Origin of the sequence: Shewanella sedimentimangrovi, assembly GCF_017354965.1 — a bacterium.
Taxonomy (GTDB): domain Bacteria; phylum Pseudomonadota; class Gammaproteobacteria; order Enterobacterales; family Shewanellaceae; genus Shewanella; species Shewanella cyperi.
The window spans coordinates 3,671,270-3,690,652 of record NZ_CP071502.1; the positions used below are offsets into that span (position 1 = coordinate 3,671,270).

The 19,383-nt window shown below is 57.6% G+C and carries 17 protein-coding genes; 7 read left to right on the top strand and 10 right to left on the bottom strand.

Annotated elements, in window-relative coordinates:
• Positions 1-282: 282 nt before the first annotated feature.
• Positions 283-555, top strand: coding sequence for a lysylphosphatidylglycerol synthase domain-containing protein (locus tag JYB85_RS16395; RefSeq protein WP_207380149.1), 273 nt, complete (start codon positions 283-285; stop codon positions 553-555).
• Positions 556-573: 18 nt separating this feature from the next.
• Here the strand turns inward: JYB85_RS16395 and JYB85_RS16400 are convergent, their stop codons facing one another.
• Positions 574-2,130, bottom strand: a complete 1,557-nt coding sequence (locus JYB85_RS16400) for a methyl-accepting chemotaxis protein (RefSeq protein ID WP_207380150.1) — start codon at positions 2,128-2,130, stop codon at positions 574-576.
• A 256-nt stretch (positions 2,131-2,386) separates the two neighbouring features.
• Between JYB85_RS16400 and JYB85_RS16405 the strand changes: the two genes are divergently transcribed.
• The 3 genes from JYB85_RS16405 (at position 2,387) to JYB85_RS16415 (ending at position 4,071) form a co-directional block, all read left to right on the top strand.
• Positions 2,387-2,599 (top strand): ParD-like family protein, encoded by a 213-nt coding sequence (locus tag JYB85_RS16405; protein WP_207321012.1) that lies wholly within the window; start codon positions 2,387-2,389, stop codon positions 2,597-2,599.
• Positions 2,592-3,413 carry a type I methionyl aminopeptidase gene (gene map / locus JYB85_RS16410; protein ID WP_207380151.1) on the top strand — a complete coding sequence of 274 codons (822 nt, stop codon included), beginning with the start codon at positions 2,592-2,594 and terminating at the stop codon, positions 3,411-3,413. Before JYB85_RS16405 ends, map begins: the two co-directional genes overlap by 8 nt.
• A gap of 136 nt (positions 3,414-3,549) precedes the next feature.
• Entirely contained in the window at positions 3,550-4,071 is a 522-nt protein-coding gene (locus tag JYB85_RS16415) for a GNAT family N-acetyltransferase (protein ID WP_207380152.1), read from the top strand.
• 12 nt (positions 4,072-4,083) lie between these two features.
• On the opposite strand, the gene JYB85_RS16420 is transcribed toward JYB85_RS16415, so the two are convergent.
• Together JYB85_RS16420 and JYB85_RS16425 are read right to left on the bottom strand one after the other, a co-directional pair.
• Positions 4,084-5,757, bottom strand: coding sequence for a methyl-accepting chemotaxis protein (locus JYB85_RS16420; protein WP_207380153.1), 1,674 nt, complete (start codon positions 5,755-5,757; stop codon positions 4,084-4,086).
• A gap of 101 nt (positions 5,758-5,858) precedes the next feature.
• The gene (locus JYB85_RS16425; RefSeq protein ID WP_228730132.1) at positions 5,859-6,566 is read right to left on the bottom strand and encodes an oxidative stress defense protein; all 708 of its coding nucleotides are present in this window, start codon (positions 6,564-6,566) and stop codon (positions 5,859-5,861) included.
• Between the two features lie 256 nt (positions 6,567-6,822).
• Here JYB85_RS16425 and rimO point away from each other — a divergent pair, with 256 nt between their 5' ends.
• Positions 6,823-8,247 (top strand): 30S ribosomal protein S12 methylthiotransferase RimO, encoded by a 1,425-nt coding sequence (rimO, locus tag JYB85_RS16430; protein ID WP_207380154.1) that lies wholly within the window; start codon positions 6,823-6,825, stop codon positions 8,245-8,247.
• Between the two features lie 10 nt (positions 8,248-8,257).
• Here the strand turns inward: rimO and JYB85_RS16435 are convergent, their stop codons facing one another.
• Positions 8,258-8,494: a ribosome alternative rescue factor ArfA gene (locus JYB85_RS16435; protein WP_207321017.1), complete on the bottom strand. Its 237-nt coding sequence runs from the start codon at positions 8,492-8,494 to the stop codon at positions 8,258-8,260.
• 210 nt (positions 8,495-8,704) lie between these two features.
• Between JYB85_RS16435 and JYB85_RS16440 the strand changes: the two genes are divergently transcribed.
• A complete protein-coding gene (locus JYB85_RS16440; protein ID WP_207380155.1) occupies positions 8,705-9,568 on the top strand; it encodes a substrate-binding periplasmic protein in 864 nt (287 codons plus the stop codon).
• A gap of 22 nt (positions 9,569-9,590) precedes the next feature.
• Here JYB85_RS16440 and pmbA read toward each other — a convergent pair whose 3' ends face one another.
• Positions 9,591-10,934 (bottom strand): metalloprotease PmbA, encoded by a 1,344-nt coding sequence (pmbA, locus tag JYB85_RS16445; RefSeq protein WP_207380156.1) that lies wholly within the window; start codon positions 10,932-10,934, stop codon positions 9,591-9,593.
• Positions 10,935-11,098: 164 nt separating this feature from the next.
• Here pmbA and yjgA point away from each other — a divergent pair, with 164 nt between their 5' ends.
• Positions 11,099-11,632: a ribosome biogenesis factor YjgA gene (gene yjgA / locus JYB85_RS16450; protein ID WP_207380157.1), complete on the top strand. Its 534-nt coding sequence runs from the start codon at positions 11,099-11,101 to the stop codon at positions 11,630-11,632.
• Between the two features lie 57 nt (positions 11,633-11,689).
• On the opposite strand, the gene tnpA (JYB85_RS16455) is transcribed toward yjgA, so the two are convergent.
• The 5 genes from tnpA (JYB85_RS16455) to JYB85_RS16475 form a co-directional block, all read right to left on the bottom strand.
• Entirely contained in the window at positions 11,690-12,136 is a 447-nt protein-coding gene (gene tnpA / locus JYB85_RS16455; RefSeq protein WP_207381940.1) for an IS200/IS605 family transposase, read from the bottom strand.
• Between the two features lie 179 nt (positions 12,137-12,315).
• Positions 12,316-12,762, bottom strand: coding sequence for an IS200/IS605 family transposase (tnpA, locus tag JYB85_RS16460; RefSeq protein WP_207381945.1), 447 nt, complete (start codon positions 12,760-12,762; stop codon positions 12,316-12,318).
• Positions 12,763-12,943: 181 nt separating this feature from the next.
• Entirely contained in the window at positions 12,944-14,392 is a 1,449-nt protein-coding gene (gene tldD / locus JYB85_RS16465; protein ID WP_207380158.1) for a metalloprotease TldD, read from the bottom strand.
• Positions 14,393-14,505: 113 nt separating this feature from the next.
• Complete coding sequence (locus JYB85_RS16470) at positions 14,506-15,345, bottom strand: carbon-nitrogen hydrolase family protein (RefSeq protein WP_207380159.1); 840 nt, start codon at positions 15,343-15,345, stop codon at positions 14,506-14,508.
• The gene (locus JYB85_RS16475; protein ID WP_207382111.1) at positions 15,269-19,369 is read right to left on the bottom strand and encodes a YhdP family protein; all 4,101 of its coding nucleotides are present in this window, start codon (positions 19,367-19,369) and stop codon (positions 15,269-15,271) included. Before JYB85_RS16475 ends, JYB85_RS16470 begins: the two co-directional genes overlap by 77 nt.
• Positions 19,370-19,383: the final 14 nt, after the last annotated feature.

Below are 19,383 nucleotides of genomic sequence, written 5' to 3' on the forward strand. Positions count from 1 at the left end.
GGAATCGGCATTTTAGCTGAAGAGCATGAAAAACAGCACAAAGCCACTATTTTCATTGCTCACTCTAAAAGTTCCCACACGGAATTCTTGATAAACACAGGGCTGTTGGCAAAGCTGCCCAAAAACAAGTCTCACTATGCAAGTAACTCTTTCGGTAAAGTTGAGACATAACTTCGAAACAGGCTATCGCAAGTTCATGCCGGTGCTCGCCAACCTTGCTGTTTTGCCTGACGTTACATTGGGTGAATTGTTTTTCAATAGGCCATACTCTGGCTGCTTGCCATGCAACTCGGCAGTGGCGCTGCGGCAAATTTCTGGTTGCTGACCGGCAGTTTTGCCCTGGCATGGGTGGCGGGCTTTGTCACCCCGGGGGCACCGGCCGGCCTCGGCATACGGGAAACCATAATGGTGACCTTGCTTGAGCCGGCCTACGGCCCGGGAGCCGCCCTGTCACTGGCGCTATTGCTGCGGCTCATCACCAGTCTGGGCGACGCCCTGGCCTTCCTGGCCGGGCTCTGGCTCAACCGTCGGCAGAGATCCAGAACGCCCGCTTGAGTTAAGCCAAGCCTGGGATCAGCGCCTGAAGCGGCTCACCAGTTCATGCAGGTCATTGGCGGCCCGTTCCAACTGCTGGATTTGACTGGAGGCCAATTCCGACTGTTCCAGGCTGTCGAGGGCCTTGGCCGAGATGTTGACCACCTGCTCGTTAATCTCCTCCGATACGCTCTGCTGCTGTTCGGTCACACTGGCCATCTGCTCAGACATGGCGGCAATGCGGTCCACCGCCTCGGCAATGCCCCGCAGCATCTGTTCGTTACGAAACACCTGCGACAGACCGGCCTCGGCCTCGGCCTTACCCACCTTGGCCACCTCTTCTGCGGATTTGGCGCTGTGGATCAGATGATTAACCACGGCATAGATGTCACGGGTCGATTGCTGGGTACGTTGGGCCAGATGGCGAACCTCGTCGGCCACCACGGCAAAACCGCGCCCCTGTTCACCGGCCCTGGCCGCTTCAATGGCGGCATTGAGCGCCAGCAGGTTGGTTTGCTCGGCAATCTGTTCGATCATCTCGGCCGCTGCCGCTATCTGATTGGTTTGCTGGGCCAGCTCGGTCACAGATTGACTGATCTGCGACACTGTATTGTTCAGCTGCTCAATGGAGCCACGGGTGGTCACGGCCACTTCCATGCTTTGACCGGCCAGGGTTGCCGCCTGCTCCGCCTCTTGGGCGCTGTCCTTGACGTGGTTGGAGACATTGGCAATGGAGGCGGTCATTTCCGTCATGGCGGTGGCCACCAGATCCGTTTCCACCTGTTGCTGGCGGATATTGGCCGTGGCCTGCTGGCTGAGATTTAAAGCCCGGCTTGACGCCTGACTGACTCCGGCCGCCACGCTCTCTATGCGGGTCAGCACAGTGCCCAGGTGGGCCTTGCCGCTGAGCACAGCCACCTTGAGCATACCCAGGGGTCCCTTTTCCTCGGTATAGGAGGCGGCCGCCAGCGGATGGGAAAAGGACTCGGAGGTCAGGGTATTTAGCTCCTTGAACACCCGCTGACTGCGGGCCGCCGCCAGGGCCTGTACCAGCAACGGCCAGGCACCGAGCCATGCCAGGGCCACCACTGGCCAGCCGGAAAACCAGAAACCTATGCCCGCCAGCGCCGCGGCCGAGGGCAACAGGCCTCCAACCAGGCTGCCCCATGCCGGCCCCGCCTTGGCACGGCCCTCGTTGATGCGGCGATACAGGGCCTCGGCACGCCTGACGTCGGCGGGTTTGGGGCTGGAGCGCACCGACTCATAGCCTATGACCTTGCCCTTATCGGTCACCGGGGTCACATAGGCATCCACCCAATAGAAATCGCCGTTTTTACAGCGATTTTTAACCAATCCCATCCAGGCCTTGCCCTCGCGCAAATGCTGCCACATCACCTTGAAGGCTTCCGGCGGCATGTCAGGATGCCGCACCAGATTATGGGGCTGGCCCAACAACTCTTCCTTGGTGAAGCCACTGATATCGACAAAGGCCTGGTTACAGTCGGTGATATGGCTATTGAGATCCGTTACCGAAATGAGTTTCACGTCCTGGGGAAAGGTTCTTTCCCTGTTGGTCACGGGTTGGTTGATGCGCATATCGTTCCTCTGGTTGTAAAAAGCGGCTGGGTATAAGCCCATGCCCGGTTACGGCTTTAGGGCATTGAATGACCAAGCTAACATCGTGTAACCCATTGTATTGTACAAATTTGTACCAATACCGAACGCAATCCTGATACTTACTCCTCTGGATATAACCGGGTTGCCGATGGCTGCACTACTGCCGAGGAGCCCCTTGCAACACAACTATCAAACAAATACAATTCATATATGTTTTATATTTGATTTGTATTTTATGGGTATAGTCAAAATTTCCGATGAACTGCACGAAGAGCTGCGCAAGGCCAGTGGCGTGATGGCGCGTTCCATCAATGCCCAGGCCGAATTCTGGATAAAGATGGGCATGCTGGCGGAGCTGAATCCCGGTAAAACTTACGGCGAATTGATCCAGGATCTCTATCGCCAGGAAGCCGTGACAGTGCCGGGGAGCCACAGCGTCGATGCCTAGCAATGCCAGGCCACAGGTGCCGTTGAAAACCCGCGCGGAAGCCGCTGCCATGCGCCACTCAGGCGCCCTGCTCGCCCAGATATTCGCCATGTTGGACGACTTTGTGCGCCCTGGGGTGTCCACCATGGCTATCAACGACAGGGTCGAAGATTTCATCGTCAATGAATTACAGGCGCGCCCCGCCAGCAAGGGGCAGTATGGCTATGCCTATGTGCTGAACAGCTCGGTCAATGAGGTGGTCTGCCATGGTGTTCCCGACACCCGTCAGGTGCTCGGCGCTTCCGACATAGTGAATCTGGACATTACCCTGGAAAAGAATGGCTTTATCAGCGACTCGAGCAAGATGTACATGATGCCGGATGCAAACCCGGCGGCGAAAGCTCTGGTGCAGACCTGCTATCAGGCACTGTGGCGCGGCATAGACCAGGTGCGTCCCGGTGCCAGGCTAGGGGATATAGGCCACGCCATAGACAGCTTTGCCCGCGCCAAGGGCTATGCGGTAGTGGAAGACTATTGTGGTCACGGCATAGGCCGGGAAATGCACGAGGAGCCACAGGTGCTGCACTTTGGCCGTCCCGGAACAGGACTGCAGTTGCGCCCCGGTATGTGCTTTACCATAGAACCCATGCTGAATCAGGGCAGCGCCAGAACGAGGTTACTCAAGGATGGCTGGACAGTGGTCACCCGCGATAAAAAGCTTTCCGCCCAGTGGGAACACACGCTGTTGGTCACAGAGACAGGCTGCGAAGTCCTGACCCTTAGGGCGGAAGAAAAGCCACTGCTTCAGGGGTTGCAGTCAGCGCAAAGGGGCTAATCACCCTGGCCAGAATTGTGCAATGGAAACAGGGCACACTCCTCCATTTGGTCCGGCATGATTCTCACTGACAGTGTCTCTGCCCGCAGGGCAAAGCTTATGGCATACTGCTGCCAGTCCCCCACAGGAGCCAGTAATGCACTTTATCCCCTGTAATTTGCCGCAACATGGCGAGGCCATTCTCGCCATCTTCAACGATGCCATTGCCCATTCCACCGCGCTCTACGAGTACCAACCCAGGGATATGGCGCGGATCCAGGCCTGGTTCGAGGCCAAACAGGCCGCGGATTACCCGGTTATAGGAGCGGTAACGACTGAAGGGGAGCTGATGGGCTTTGCCAGCTATGGCCCCTTCCGGGGCTTTCCGGTAAACAAGTATTCGGTGGAGCACTCTGTATATATTCACCCGCAGCACAGGGGCAAGGGACTGGGGCTGGCACTGATGCGGGAACTGATTGCGGCCGCGCAGGCGCAGCAGCTGCACGTGTTGGTGGGCGCCATAGATGCGGGTAACCAGGCCAGCATTGCCCTACACCAGAAACTGGGGTTTGAGCATGCCGGCACTGTTAAACAGGTGGGGTTCAAATTCGGTCGCTGGCTGGATCTGGCCCTGTATCAATTAATTTTGCCGACGCCTGAGCAGCCGAGCTCAGACTAATGCCTGGCTGCATCAGAGCCTGAATTTTGCCAGTGCCTGAGTCAACGCCATGGAAGCCCGGGCCATGTCATCCAGTAAGGCCACTATGTGCTGGATCTCTGTCAGGGATTGAGCCGACGCATCCCGTAGTCCGATCACACTGGCATCCATCTCTTGGGTCACGGTCGACTGTTCTTCCATGGCGGCGGCCACACTTTCTATCGCCTGGGTGGCAGTTTTTTCCAATTCGATGGCGGAAATCAGCTCCGCACTGACTTCCTCTATATCACCACTGGCCAGCTCAGCCTGCTCACAACCCTGCTTGACGCTACTTTCGGCGTTACCCGCCAGGCGCTGCAGCGACTCAACCGTGGTTTGGACCTCCAGGATCGACTGCTGGGTTCTGTGGGCCAAGGCCCTGACCTCGTCCGCCACCACGGCAAAGCCGCGCCCCTGCTCACCGGCCCTGGCGGCTTCGATGGCAGCGTTGAGCGCCAACAGATTGGTCTGCTCGGCGATACCTGTGATCACATCCAGCACGCTGCCAATCTTGTCGCTTTGCTCCCTGAGACCGGAGATCACCTTGCCCGTGTCGGCTATGCGGCGATTGAGTTCACGAATCGCCTGCACGCTGCGCTGCATCCGCTCGGCGGAATTGCGAAGCCTGGTATCGGACTCATGGGTGTTGTGGGAGGCCAACTCGGTGTTGTTGGAGATTTCCCGGATGCTGGCGCTCATCTGGGTAACTGCACTGGCTATCTGATGCATGCTGTGTTCCTGTTCCGCCAGCTTGGCTGCAATCTGATGGCTGGCCTGGTTGGCCCCCACCGAAGCCGTGTTCACTGTACCGGACACATCGATAATGCCAGCGACCAGCTTGCGGAAGGTCTCCAGGAAACGATTGAAATCCTTGGCCACCATACTGAGTTCATCCTGCTGTCCTTCATCCAGCCGCGCCGTTAAATCTCCCTCACCACTGGCCAGCTCGGCGAAGGTCTGCTGCAATTTCCGCGTGCGCACTATCACCACCCGATTAAACAGGCGCCACAGTATGCCGCCCAGGCACAAGGCCAGCACCAGGGTGACGGCCACAATTTGCCAACGGGTCTGCCGGGTCATCTGCTGGATTTCGTCCAGGGGTTTTATCACCTCCAATACGCCGCGCACATCCCCCAGCCGCCAATCGGTTTTAGGTGAATTGGGGTGACTGTTGTGGCAATCAACGCAGGCCTTGGCCTGCATGGTGTCGGCCACGGCCACCCGCAGTACGGATTTGCCCTGATAATTTTCCTCGCGGGAAAACACCTCATCAGGTGCCTTGTTCAGTCTGTCCCAGGCCTGTTGCTGAAAGTCATCCAGGCGCCTGTTGGCGCGGTTGGGGAAGGGATAGGCACTGTAAAGTTTGAGTTCAGCACCCGAGTGGCTGATCTCCTGGCTGAGTTCGTGGATCATGGTCGCCGGCAGCGGGATCCGGTTGGGCTCTGACTTATGGTCAAAATGGGGCGTCATGCCGGCGGCCTTGACCTTGGCGATCACATTTTCCGTGTAATAGCGCCTGAGCACCTTGAATTGATCCACTGTCCGCTGGGCATCCTTGATGCTGGCTCTGACCATGGCATCCTCGATAAATGCCGGCAGCCAAAAGGCAATCAGCACACAGGTCAGGGCAAGTAAGGCCGCTATAGGCAACAGGAATTTCTTCAGCATGGAGGCACCACTTGGCAACGTTCGTTTGCAAAGTATAGCCAACACTTCCCAGGGCCTGTGACCTAGGTCCAAGGCCCGTTAACAATTACAGCAAACGAGTGTCATTGCTTCAGTCGATAACTGACTTCCACCCTATCGCTCAAGGTGATGGCCGATGACTGGTAGCTCTGGTCCACGGCATCGGCTTCCATGGTGGCGGCCTTGTACAGCATGGGGCGCACCGGTACCTGCTCAAAATAGCGGATGCGCCAGACGCCATCGAGCTTTTCGCCAAAGCCCGTGGCCAGGGATTTGGCCTTGGCCTGGGCATCGGCTATCGCCAGTTGCCGCACCTTGGTGCGATAACCGCTGTCATCGCTGAGGGCGAAGCGGATTTGGTTAACCCTGTTGATACCCTCCCCCAGGGCCTGATCGAGAATGGCGTTTAGCTTGTCCAGATCCCGCACCGCCACCGTCATTTGCCGGCTGGCACTGAAGCCCTTGATCTGCACTTCACGGCCCTTTTCATAGTCGTACTCGGGGTGAAGGGATAAATTGGCGCTTTCTATGTCTTCCTTTTTTACCCCCAGCGCCGTGAGGCGGCTGATAAAACCGGCCACCGCCTTGTCGGATGCCTTTTTCACATAGGCGCCGTCCGGCCCCTTACTGACCACCTGCACCTCCAGCCAGGCCATGTCCGGCTGCACCTCCAACTCGGCAACCCCGACGGTTTCCAGCAGTGGCAGGCTATCCTCCGCCAGCGCCAGGGGAGCTACCAGGGTGCCGGTCAAGATCAGGGCCAGCGGGGAAAGAAATATATTGTTGCTCATGGGCTTCTCCAAAAGTCTGTTACAAGCCAAGGGCTTGCTGATTTGCTGTTCTCACTGCCCCTAATAACGGCCATGGTCGGTAAAGGGGTTAAAATTTTTTGGCTCACTGTGGGTTTTAGTTTGATGGGTAATTTTTAACCAGCAAGCCTGTACCTTTTTATTGGCTGAGGTATAATCGCGCGCACTTTTTTCGTCCCGCACACTGAATCCAATTCGGCAGCGGGGCGCGTTTGGACAGTCACTCGGAACCCAGATCTTGAATAAATCAGTTGAAACCTTTGATCCCAAGCAAACCACGACCCTGGATACCCCGGCCAAAACCCTGGCCCAGCAGGCGTCAACGACCGACGGCCAGACCGGCGGTAACCGCATTGGGTTTGTCAGCCTGGGCTGCCCGAAAAACCTGGTGGATTCAGAGCGGATCCTGACCCAGCTGCGTATCGACGGCTACGAAGTGACCAACAGCTATGACAATGCCGATCTGGTGATAGTCAACACCTGCGGCTTTATCGATGCCGCGGTGGAAGAGTCCCTGGATGCGGTGCGTGAAGCTCTGGAAGAAAACGGCAAGGTGATAGTCACCGGCTGTCTGGGTGCCAAGGAAAACCAGATCCGTGAGGTGCACCCTGACGTGCTGGAAATCACCGGCCCCCACAGCTACGAAGCCGTGCTCAGCCACGTACACAAGTACGTGCCCAAGCCCGAGCACAACCCCTTTACCTCGCTGATCCCCCAGACCGGGGTCAAGCTGACGCCCAAGCACTATGCCTATCTGAAGATCTCCGAAGGCTGCGACAACCGCTGCACCTTCTGCATCATCCCGGCGTTGCGTGGCGATCTCGATAGCCGCGGCGCCGGCAGTGTACTCGACGAGGCCAAGCGCCTGGTGGAAAGCGGCGTGCAGGAGATCCTGGTGGTCAGCCAGGACACCTCGGCCTACGGCAAGGACAAGGGCGGCCGCACCGACTTCTGGAACGGCATGCCGGTGAAACAGGACATAGTCAGCCTGGCACGTCAGCTTGGCAAGATGGGCGCCTGGATCCGTCTGCACTATGTGTATCCTTACCCCTGGGTTGATGACCTGATCCCCCTGATGGCCGAAGGTTTGATCTTGCCCTACCTGGACATGCCGCTGCAGCACGCCAGCCCGCGTGTTCTGAAGATGATGAAGCGCCCGGGCCGCGTCGACAAGCAGTTGGAAGCCATCAAGAAATGGCGTGAAATCTGCCCCGAGCTGGTGATCCGCTCTACCTTTATCGTTGGCTTCCCAGGTGAGACCGAAGAAGACTTTGAGCTGCTGCTGGACTTCCTGCGTGAAGCGCGTCTCGACCGCGTGGGCTGCTTCAAGTACTCAGAAGTGGAAGGCGCCGTGGCCAACACGCTCGCAGAGCTTATCAGCGAAGAAGTGAAGGAAGACAGGTACGAGCGCTTTATGGCGGTGCAGGCCGAGATAAGTGCCGAGCGTCTGGCACGCCTGGTGGGCCGTGAGCTGGATATATTGATCGACGATGTGGACGAGGAAGGCGCCATTGGCCGCTCCTACGCCGATGCCCCGGAGATCGATGGCATGGTGTTTATCAACGGCGAAACCGAACTTGAGCCGGGTATGCTGGTGCGTGCCGTGATCACCCATTCCGACGAGCACGACCTGTGGGCCGAGCTGGTGCAACTGCCGGAATAAGCCAATTCGGTTAGTGTAAAAAAGCGTGCCCGGGGCACGCTTTTTTATTGCCCCCATAAAAATCAAAAGGGGCAACGCCCTGTTGCCCCTTCATCTTCCGGCCCTTACGACTGTAGGACCCTTTGCCTTTTTTCGGTTTCTCCACCCTGGCGCTGAACAGCGTGCTGGTGACCAATGCCTTGAGGGCATTGTCCTTGATCTCACCCCGGCCTGTTTCATGGGCCAGGGGCTGGGTTTGTTTGCTCATAAGCACTCCTGATTAAAAGCTTCTGATTAAAAGCTGCTGATAAAAAGCTCCTGATTCAAGGCCGGCCAAACTGCCGCCTCAGGGCGCAGCCTACGGCATGGCGCTGAAAAAATCTACAGCTTCGGGACAGATTTTTCATTTGCCCCGGGCAGCATAGGGCTATATGTTTGAACAGTACCCGAGTAAGTCTCCACCATAACGACTAGAACAATGAAAAAAATCCACTTAATCGCCTGCCTGGGACTGGCAATGGCATCGCTGACGGCCCATGGCTGTGAGCTGGTGATGGGTTATCGCACCAGTGAGCGCATGCCCTATATCCATGAAGCCCCGGACAACAGCGGTCTCTATTTCGAACTGTATCAGTTGGCCGCCCAGCGGCTGGGCTGCCAACTGATCGTGGTCCGCGAACCCAAAAACCGCATAATGCATGGCCTGACCAAGGGTGACATCGACTTTTATCCAGGACTGGGCTTCAACGAGGAACGGCAGAAAATAGTCCACTTTATCGCCAATGGCTTGAAGGAGCGTTATGTGGGTATCGGCCGTGAAGATGCCCCGTCCATAACCCGGCTTGACGATCTGGTGCGTCACAACATGGTATTGCTGCGTTCCCTGGGAGGCTTTGATCTTGGCGGTCTGCCACCCAAGCTCAACATCCGCCAGCTGATGGACATGGATATCGCCAAGGCCCTGACGCTGTTGCAGGAGCGCAAAGGGGATTTTTTTGTCTATGACGAAGCCAACCTGAGGTATTTTCTGAAGCAGCACCCACAGCCCGGACTCAGGCTGCAGACCCAGTGTTGTGAGGCGCCCCACCCCATGTATCTGGGGTTCTCCCGCAAGAGCAAACATGTTGCCGAAGAGGCTAACCCGGACTTTGACCCGACCAAGCCGCTGGCGCCAGACAATGTGCCCATCCGCATTCAGGCAGACAGTTTAGCCGCCAGGTTCCAGACCCTACTGCTGCAAATGGAACAGGAAGGCCTGATTGAAGCCTTGGGTTACCACTGGTTTGGCGGCTCACCTGAGACAGCGCCGCCAAAAGAAAGCCCCGCAAGCGGGGCCTCCTGAACCAATTCAACTGCCGCCGGCATTAATTGCCGGCGATCTTCATCTCACCGAGCAAGATACCGCCGGTGCGAATGGACGAGCGCAGATCCCTATCGCAACTGACCGCCTGGATGTTGCGGTACATGTCCTTGAGGTTACCGGCTATGGTTATCTCCTCCACCGGGTAGAGGATCTCACCGTTTTCCACATAGAAACCGGCGGCGCCGCGGGAATAATCACCTGTGACGCTGTTGACGCCCTGACCCATGACCTCGGTCACTATCAGACCCGTGCCCATCTGGCGCACCAGCTCATCAAAGTCCATGCCGCTGTCGGACAGGGTCCAGTTATAGATGCCACCGGCATGGCCCGTGTCGGTCAGGCCCAATTTGCGGGCAGAATAGGCGGTCAACAGGTAGGTTTCCAGCACCCCGGCCTGGATGATGTCGCGCTCACGGGTGGCCACGCCCTCGGCATCATAAGCGGCGCTTGCCAGTCCCGCTTGCAGGTGAGGTTGCTCCTTGATACTGAACCACTCAGGAAAAATCTGGGTGTGAATGGAATCCTGCAAAAAACTCGACTTGCGGTACAGGCTGGAGCCGCTGATGGCGCCAATCAAATGACCGATAAGACCTGTGGCTACTTCGGGGGCGAACAGCACCGGCAGCTTGCCCGTGGTAATCTTGCGGGCGCCGAGGCGGCTCAGGGTCTTGGCCGCCGCCTTCTGGCCCACCAGTTCGGGGGCCCACAATTCACCGAAGCGCCGTGAAACACTGTAGTCATAATCCCGCTGCATATCGCCGTTGTCTTCCTCACCGATCAGCACACAGGACAGGCTGTACCTGGAGCTGCAATAGCCGTGCAGAAAACCGTGGCTGTTGCCGTACACCTTGATGCCGGTGTGGGCGTTGGCGCTGGCGCCATCGGAATTTTTAATCCGCGGGTCGGCATCGAGGGCAGCAGTTTCGGCGCGCACAGCCAGCTCGGTCAGCTCCGCCGGGGTCAACTCCCAGGGATGAAACAAGTCTAACTCGGGAAACTCGGTGGCCATCAACGCCTTGTCGGCCAGGCCGTTACAGGGATCGGCCGAGGTGTAGCGGGCAATATCGTCGGCGGCCTTGACCGCCTGGCGAATGGCCTCGGGGCTGAGATCTGAGGTGGACGAACTGCCCTTGCAGCCATCGCGGAACAGGGTGATCCCCAGGGCGCCATCCTTATTGAACTCGACCGTTTCCACTTCCTTGAGGCGGGTGGAGACAGACAAGCCCTGCTGCTTGCTGATAGCCACCTCGGCGGCTCCCGTACCGAGCTTGGCGGCGTAGTCCAGGGCCATGGCGACCGCTTCCTTGAGGTGATTCAATTCCAGTTCAATATTGTTGGCCGACACTGTCTTGCTCTTAAGTTGAATTCGCAGATGGCTTTAGCATAACAAAGGGCCGCTGGATTCACATCTGTTATTGGCCCTGGCACCTTGTTGACCGCATTCTTCGCAGGCGCTTTTGCCCGGGCAATGGTATTATTGGCGGATAGCTGAAACAGAGGTTTTTTCAAATGAATATCGTGGGTGATTCCGAGCACTTCAAGCAGCCCTATGACCGGGATGACGAATACGTCAGCAAGTCCGAGCATAAACGTGAATGCGATGCGGTACAGGAATTGGGCAAGCAACTGGTGGCCCTGAGCAAGAGCCAACTGGACAAGATGGAGCTGGATGAATCCGTGCTCGATGCCGTGCTGGCGACCAAGAAGATCAAGGTCAACACCGAGGCCTATCGCCGCCAGCTGCAGTTCGTCGGCAAAGTGATGCGCAACGTCGATGTGGAGCCCATCCAGGCCGCACTGGATCGGGTGCTCAACAAGAACAATAACGAAGCTGCCAAGGCGCAGATTTTCGAGAAGCACCGCGAACGTCTGCTGACCCAGGGTGACAGTGAAATCCAGCAGCTGCTGGAGGATCATCCGCAGCTGGACCGGCAGAAGCTGCGCCAGTTGGTGCGTCAGGCCAATAAGGAGCTGGCCAAGGGGCCGGACTCCAAGGCATCAAGGGAACTGTTCAAGTACCTCAGAGATGAAATCGGTGAGTAAAAATCCACCTGCATAGCAGGTGGCTTTGACACAGCCCCCTAAAAGGGGGCTTAAAAACTAACCTTCCAACCCTAACGCTATTTGCCGTTTCTCTTCTTCTTTGGCTGTCTTTTCCTGGTGCCGTACATATCTACGGATTATGTCTTCGTTTGCTCCTACTGAGTCCACAAAATAACCCCGTTGCCAGAAGTGATTCCCCCAGAGCTTGTGCTTTCTTAAATAAGGAAATTTGGCAAACATCCTGATCGCGGTTCTCCCTTTAACAAAACCCATTAAATCCGACACGCTTAGACTGGGTGGGGTTCTGACTACTAGATGGACATGATCTTCCTGAACATTTAGTTCCACGACTCTGCATTTCTTCATGTTGCAGTAAACATAGATACTTCGATAAAGCTCTCTGCCGAGATTACCTTTCAGGATTTTGTACCTGTACTTGGGTGTCCAAACGAGGTGATACTGACAACGATAGAATACGTGAGACGCGGATTCATATCTGCTCATGCTACTTACTCCTTGATTTGCTGGTAACAAACCGAGGGAGTATTTAGCATGGGCATTCTCCGGGCAAAGCCCCACCAGAACGATCACCACCTCCATAGGAGGTGGTTTTAGGGTGACAGTAAAAATCCACCTGCATAGCAGGTGGCTTTGACACAGCCCCCTAAAAGGGGGCTTAAAAACTAACCTTCCAACCCTAACGCTATTTGCCGTTTCTCTTCTTCTTTGGCTGTCTTTTCCTGGTGCCGTACATATCTACGGATTATGTCTTCGTTTGCTCCTACTGAGTCCACAAAATAACCCCGTTGCCAGAAGTGATTCCCCCAGAGCTTGTGCTTTCTTAAATAAGGAAATTTGGCAAACATCCTGATCGCGGTTCTCCCTTTAACAAAACCCATTAAATCCGACACGCTTAGACTGGGTGGGGTTCTGACTACTAGATGGACATGATCTTCCTGAACATTTAGTTCCACGACTCTGCATTTCTTCATGTTGCAGTAAACATAGATACTTCGATAAAGCTCTCTGCCGAGATTACCTTTCAGGATTTTGTACCTGTACTTGGGTGTCCAAATGAGGTGATACTGACAACGATAGAATACGTGAGACGCGGATTCATATCTGCTCATGCTACTTACTCCTTGATTTGCTGGTAACAAACCGAGGGAGTATTTAGCATGGGCATTCTCCGGGCAAAGCCCCACCAGAACGATCACCACCTCCATAGGAGGTGGTTTTAGGGTGACAATAAAATAACAGGGCTCCCAAAGGAGCCCTGTTTTTTTCCAGCTATTGTAAGGAGCGATCGACTCAGGCGGTGCCACCGACCGTGAGTCGGTCGAGCCGCAGGGTCGGCTGACCGACGCCCACGGGCACACTCTGGCCATCCTTGCCGCAGACGCCGACCCCCTTATCCAGCTCAAGATCGTTGCCCACCATGGAAATCTGGCTCATGGCCTCGGGGCCATTGCCTATCAGGGTCGCCCCCTTGATGGCCTTGGTGATCTCACCCTTTTCAATCAGGTAGGCCTCGGAGGCCGAGAACACGAACTTGCCCGAGGTGATGTCCACCTGGCCGCCGCCGAAGTTGGGGGCGTAGATGCCCTTGTCCACCGACTTAATAATATCCGCAGGGTTCGACTGGCCGGCGGTCATATAGGTGTTGGTCATTCGTGGCATGGGCAGGTGGGCATAGGACTCACGGCGACCGTTGCCCGTGGGCGCAACGCCCATCAGGCGGGCGTTGAGCTTGTCCTGCATATAGCCCTTGAGCACGCCGTTCTCGATAAGCACGGTGCGATGGCTGGGGGTTCCCTCATCATCTATGGTCAGCGAGCCACGGCGGCCCGCCAGGGTACCGTCATCCACCACTGTCACCAGAGGCGAGGCCACCAGCTTGCCGACCTTGCCACTGAATGCACTGCTGCCCTTGCGGTTGAAATCCCCTTCCAGACCGTGACCCACGGCTTCGTGTAACAGCACCCCCGGCCAGCCCGGCCCCAGGACCACAGGCATTTCCCCGGCCGGTGCCTCGATGGCGTTCAGGTTCACCTGGGCCTGGCGCACTGCTTCGCGGCAGAAACCGAAGCACTCGGGCAGACCGGTGGCATCGTCGGCAAACAGGGGGGCGAAATCATGGCGCCCACCGCCACCGGCGGCACCGCGCTCACGCTTGCCGTTTTCTTCCAGTATCACCGAGCAGTTGAAGCGCACCAGGGGACGCACATCGGCGGCCAGGGTGCCGTCGCTGGCGGCCACCAGGATTTCCTCGTGCACCGCCGACAGACTGACCACCACCTGGATGATGCGACTGTCGAGGCTGCGGATATAGGCGTCGGCCTGCTTGAGCAGGGCTATCTTGCGGCTCTCCTCCATGGCGGCAATGGGATCCAGGCTGTCATAAAGGGCCTTGGCTCCCTGGCGTTTCCAGGCACGTACCTTGAACTGGCTGCCACTCTCGGCTATGCCGCGGGCCGCCAGGGCAGAGGCTTCCAGCGCCGCCGGGCTGATTTCATCAGCATAGGCAAAGCCGGTCTTCTCGCCGCTGATGGCGCGGACGCCAACGCCGCGCTCAATATGAAAGCTGCCATCCTTGATGATGCCATCTTCCAGCACCCAGGTCTCATGCCGGCTGCCCTGGAAATAAAGGTCGGAAAAATCGACCTTGTGGGCATGGATAAGCTTGAGGTAGTGGGCCAGATCGTTGAGATCCAGGCCGCCCTGCAGCAGGCTGTGTTCGACTTGAGTTAAAAATGGCATTGACTCTCTCTCTGATCCCTCAGGATCCGTTGTAAATTCGATAACTTGGGGCAATAAGTGCCACCGGAATCAGTCACAGCTCAGGCCTTAAGCATCAAGATTAAGTACCTGGCTTAATCAACAAGCTTAAGCGCCGGTGGCTCAAACCTATTATGGCCCATCACCGGCATGCGGCGACGAATATCGGCCTGGGCTTCCCTGTCGAGCCGCGCCTGCACCCAACCCGTGCCCTCCGGCAGCTGCGCCAGAATCTGGCCCCAGGGGTCCACTATCATGCTCTGGCCCCAGGTTTCCCTGCTGCCCTCATTATGCTGGCCCCACTGGGCGGCTGCCAGCATAAAACATTGGGTTTCTATGGCCCTTGCCTGCAACAGCACCTGCCAATGTGCCTGCCCCGTGACCTTGGTGAAGGCCGAGGGTACCGCGATAAGTTCGGCGCCGGCCAGGCGCATGGCCCGGTACAGATCGGGAAAACGCAGATCGTAGCACACGGACAATCCCAGGCGGCCAAAGGGCGTGTCTATCACGCTGATGTGATCGCCGGGGCAAAAGGTCTCACTTTCCCGGTAGTGACGGGTGCCGTCGCTGACGTCCACATCGAACAGGTGCAACTTGTCGTACTGGCCCAGGGTGGCGCCTCGGTTGTCGAACAGGAAGCTGCGGCTGTAGACCCGGCCATCGGCACTGCGGGCGGGAATGGTGCCGGCCACCATATACACATCAAAACGTTTTGCCAGTGCCGCCAAGGCCTGCTTCAGCTCGCTGTCCTCACCATCGCCGGCCCAGGCCAGCTGTTGGCTCTCGTGACCACCGAACAGCAGGCTGCATTCGGGCAGCACCACCAGCTGTAGCTCGCCTGCCTCCCTTGGCAGGATTTCAAGCTGCGATTCGATAAAGCCGAGATTGGCCGCCACATCGCGGCTGCTCCGGCATTGCAGCAAACTGACTTGCATCTGCAACTCCTGTAACGACTGGGGTTAACTGCCATGGTAGCGCGCCGGACAACTGGCCCTGTAGTGCTTTGGGCTCTTGACCAACGGCAGGTACGGGTTCTACTGCTTGGGGTTCAGGCTGCTCGGGCTCTTTTTCAGGCTCCGGCGTCACGGCCGGAGTGGTCTCTGTCGGGGCATTTTTTTCCGGCACGTCCGGCGTATCCTCCTTGCCTTCAATCACCTGCCCCTCGACGGCCTGGGGTTCTTCCCTGCGTGGCAGCACAGACTCGGGGATCTCAATTTCCTTGCTCTTACGCTCCACTTCCTCCAGCAGCGGCTCATCCATGGTGCCGGTCAAACGGAAGCGGATCTCGGAAATCACCTCAATCACAGGCTCCAGCACCTTGGTCAGGGCAAACGCCCCCAGGCCCATGGTCCAGGCACTGGTACTGAGCAGCACCACTGTTGGCACGCTGGAAGCCAGCTTGGGCGCAAAGCGGATATCGTAATTGAGGCTTTGACTGGTGAGGTCGGTATAGCCCCGCACCTTCATTTCCCCGGCCACGGCGTCCATCACTGTATCTGTGGTTTTCACCACACCATTCTCCAGCAACAGATTGCCACCAAAGCTGTCGAAATACAGACCCTGGCCAAATACATCGGAGAAATCCAGCGACAGCTTGCGCAGCAGGGAGTCGAGGCTGAACAGGGAGAAGATCCGGGCCCCCTTGTCGCTGAGCTGCGACATATGCCCCTTACCAAGCTTGAAGTTAACCTCACCGCTGAGACTGCCAAGCTCAAAACCGTAGGGAGCGCCCTGCCAGCCAAGTTTGGCGGTTAAATCCAGAGGCGCCTCCTTGATGCCGGGATCGATTCCCAAACGGGCACTGACGCTGTCAAACTTGTCGGCCTTGAGGGACAGGGACAATTCTGTCTGGCTGATGCCATTCTCGTTAAGCCAGCTACCGGCGCCACTCAGGCTGGCGTCGGCACTGGTGAGTTCCAGGGTCTGGATCTGATAATTATTGCCATCCGGCGTGCCCTGCAGCGTCAGGCTGCCGAGGGATTTGCCCCGCCATTGCAGGTCGGCCACATTGACCGCCAGCGGTGGCAGACTTTGGCGAATATCATCGTCATTGAGCTGCTGGCCGGAACCATCCAATTGTAAGTCCAGCCGCTCGGCAGCCACCTTAAGGCCGCCGGTTGACCAGTCGGGGAAGAAATCCACATGGCCCTTGAACTCGCCGGCTTCGGCATCGAGTCGCCACAGGCCGTCACTGGGTTCGGCACTAAAGTTCAGGTGGCTCAGGGGCTGGCCAAAGAGATCCATGGCCTCGACTTGCGCATCGACCCGAGTCAAAGGCGGGAACAAGGGCCGGCCTTCGGCGGCGGGAGCTTCAACAAAGGCCCGGATCAGGGGCAGCCACTGGGCGAAGTCCACCTTGGGCAAGGCCAACTGCAAATGACCATTGTCCTTTCTGAGCCCGTCACCGCTGCGAAATCCCCTGCCAAGGAGCAAGTCATAATGGCTCAGTACGGGGCCCGTGCCTCCCTGCTCCATGTCGAAGCTGCCCCAGAATTCGCCCTTGTCCTCAAGGCGGATCCCCAGGTTCAGCTGCTTATTGTCACCAAGGATCTCGGCCCGCAGCGCACTGATTTCGGCGGCGCCCTTGCCAAAGGGGGGCGGCAACTGCAGCCTGGCGTCCACCAGTTCGGTTTCCACCAAGCCCTGGATCCTGAACCCGGCGGAATCAAACATCAGTCGCAGATCGCCCTGCCAGTCGAGGACGCCACTGTAAAAAGGAGTCAGGGGATTGGCCAACTCTTCCGGCAAGGCATCCAGATTCCAGTGGCCATTGAGATCCACCTGTAACTGGTACAAACCCTGATCATCGCCACTTTTAAAACTGAAGCCCAGGGGTTGACCAAACAGCCTGGCGTTTATCCCCTCTCCCCAAACCTTGTCGTTATGGAAATTCACCTTGCCACGGACCCGACTGAGTCTCACACCGGGCTGACTGAGGTACACAGGGGTATTGTCAAACACCACTTCACCGAGGATTTCGGGCCGGGCGCCGTGCCACAGAGGTATGCTTAAATCCAGTTTGCCACTCACATCCCCCAGCACCTGCACCACATCCAGGGTGGCACCCACAGAAGAGGCCAAGGGCGAGCGCTTCAACACTGCGGTTGCCGCCGGCCCCGAGGTAGCCAGCTCCGCTTCAACCCGCAGCAGGCTGTGCTCATCCATGGTGGGAATGTACACGTGGGCGCCATCGGCATTGACATTCAACAGCTTGCCCTTGTCAGCCCAGATATCCATGCGGGCATTTTCGAAGAGGGCCCGTACCTCCAACTCGGTGACCGTCGGCCAATCCGGTTGGAAGGCATAGGCACCTTGCTTCAGGCTGAATCCGGCCTGGAACACCCCCTGGTGCTCGCCGTAGGGGAAATCCCCCAGGAAGCCATGCCAAACCATCTGGGCATCATCGCTGTGGCCGGCCTTGATGGCCCCTTCCAGATAATCGGCCAGGGGCTCGCCCATGGCCTGCCGCGGAAAATAGAGACCGGCCTGGTCGGCGCGCTTAACATCTACTGCCGCCGCCAGCGCCAGATGGAGCCGCTCCTGCCAGCCAAGGCGCATGGCGGCGTCTATGGCAATATCGGCATTGTCCAGCTGGATGCCGGGAAGGAGCAAGGCCTGTTCGGCAAAGTCGACCCTGGCCTTGAAGGGCCTGGCATTCAGCGCCAGCGGCGCTTTGAAACCACCGGCGAAATCCAGTCGATAGGACTGGGCCGGCGCCGCCAGAGTGATGCCATTGGTATCCAGCATCAGGCGGAAATTGGCGGCGTCACTGCCGGGGATCCCTTCAAGGGGCTGCCAGGCCAGATGGCGCAGGGAGGCACTGGCATTCATCCCTGCCCCATTACGAATGACTCTGGCATCGGCAATCTGTCCCTGTGGCGCCAGCTGCAACAATCGCTGTAACTGAGCCTGGCCCACGGTCGGCGCCAAAACTGCCAGGGGCAGCAGCATGGGCAACTCCAGCTGATTGATATGGACGGCCAGGTCGCCATCGGCATACCTGAGCCCGAGCATAAGTTCGGGCCAAGGCTGACCATTACTGGCCAGGGCCAGATCCTGGCTGAGCAGTTGCCAACCGCCCTGCTGTTTGTCTTTAAGCCACAGCAGCTTGCCCTTGGTTATCTCGAAACGTTGGCTGATGTCCTCACCGGGTAACTGCCACTCCAGGTGGCTCGGCTGAAATTGCACCAAAGCCGATTCCAGATGACGACGGTCAAGATCCAGCCAGGCCTGCAGATTCACCACACCGTTCATGGGCAGGGCATCGGTTTGATTGACCAGTTGCTGGCGATGGGAAGCCCAGGCGCCGAGATCCAGCTCCTTTGCTGCCAGATAAAGCTGGCCGCGAATGCTGTCGGGGTCATTGCCATCGCCACGCAGCTCCACCTGCAGACTGAGACTCTCCCGCGCCGATGCCCCCTGCTGCAGGAACAACAAGCCCTCGGCTCTGTGGCGGCCATCGGTGTTAAACCAACGCAACTTGTCGAGGAAGATGGGGCGTATGGTGTGATTCTGGCTGAGCAGCTGAATGCTGACCCTGTCCATGGCAAAACGCTCCAACTGCTCCAGCAGCAGGCGATAAAGCCAATCCAGGTTGACCTCTCCATCCCCGGCCTCGAGTTGGTCGAGATTGATGGCCACCTCGACCCCATCGAACATCACGTTTTCTATCTGCGGCCTGCGATTGACCAGACTTTGCCAGAAATCCAGTTTGAACTCGGTGCGCTGCACTATCAGGGTCACAGGCAATTTCGGCTGGGGCGGCAACACCAGATGGTCGACCGTCAACGCCGGCCCAAAGGCCTGCCATTCGGCGGACAGGGAGCCCAGCTGCACCTGCACCTGGTATTGTTCATGGAGGTAGTCCACCAAGTCCTGCCGTACCTGGGTCAGTTGGGGTAACAGGCCGCGGATCAGGCTGACCGCCAGGGCAAACAGCACCAGCGCCAGTGCCAGCATTTGCAAGCAGATTC